Annotated in this window: 1 protein-coding gene; it reads right to left on the bottom strand. The window is 75.0% G+C overall.

The genetic code is table 11. From position 1 onward, the window contains the following. Positions 1-1,021, bottom strand: a 1,021-nt coding sequence (locus tag V7E45_RS34755; protein WP_333778239.1) for a carboxylesterase family protein, incomplete at both ends; no start/stop codon positions are given.

The raw sequence follows: 1,021 nt of genomic DNA, 5'->3' as shown, positions 1-1,021 counted from the left end.
GGCGGGGGCGGGTTCCGGGACGGTGGGGACGGCCGACCACAGGGCGACTTCCGGATCCCGTCGACCGTATGCGATATGCGGTGGACCGTCGCCGAAGATCCGTACCGGATGCGACTCGTCCCAGGGCTGCCAGCCGGGATCGCCGGTCGCGGCGAACCGCACCCAGGCGGCGTGCATCGCGTCGGCCAGTTCCTGCGGGGCGCCCTCGCCGGCCAGCCGGGCCGACTCCGGGACGTCGCCGGTGTCGAAGACGAACCCGAGTTCCAGGGCGTGGCAGGCGCCGAGGCCGGACCGGAGGGACGGCCAGGCGAACTCGTAGACGTACGAGCTGCCGGGGCGGGCGTCCGCCAGCCGGTGCAGGGGGATGCGCAGCAGGTGGTCGGTGACCATCTGGCCGACGATCTCGGCGGTACCGGCGTCGGGGTGCAGGGCGCGGTAGCGGCGGGGCACCTCATGGCCGGCGTGGCAGCGGGCCATGGCGCCGGCCATGGCTACCGCGCCCAGCCGGTCGACGCGTTCCAGCAGCCCGCCGGGCACCAGCCAGAGCCGGTACTCGTCGCGGGTCCAGCCCATGAGCAGATCGACGTCGTGGGCGGCCTCGCCGTCGATGAGGGCCCGCAGCGGGTCGCGGGGTACGAGGTCGCCGTCCTCGACGATGCCGAAGGAGGGGCCGCCGAGGACCGGGCTGCTCAGTCGGCTGATCTCGGCCTGGGTGCGCAGCAGCAGGTCGCGGTCGACGGCGCCGAAGGCTTCGGCGGTGGCGGGTGTCCTGAGCCGGTTGGCCATGCGGCGCACCATGCGCCGGACCTTGTCGCGTTCCATGACCTCGGGTGGTCCGCTCTGCAGGACCGCGCGCCGGACGAGGCCCTGGGCCTGGGGTGCGGCGATGAGGGCGCCCGCACTGATCGCGCCGGCCGACTGTCCCGCGAGGGTGACGTTGCCGGGGTCGCCGCCCCACGCGGCGACCGGGTGGTGGACCCAAACCCCTGCGGGGCGCTGGTCGCCCACGCCGGGGGTGGGG

Origin of the sequence: Streptomyces sp. IBSBF 3136, assembly GCF_036815105.1 — a bacterium.
Taxonomy (GTDB): Bacteria; Actinomycetota; Actinomycetes; order Streptomycetales; family Streptomycetaceae; genus Streptomyces.
Note: the sequence above shows the minus strand (reverse complement) of the source record. Positions and strands in the feature narration are given on the sequence as shown.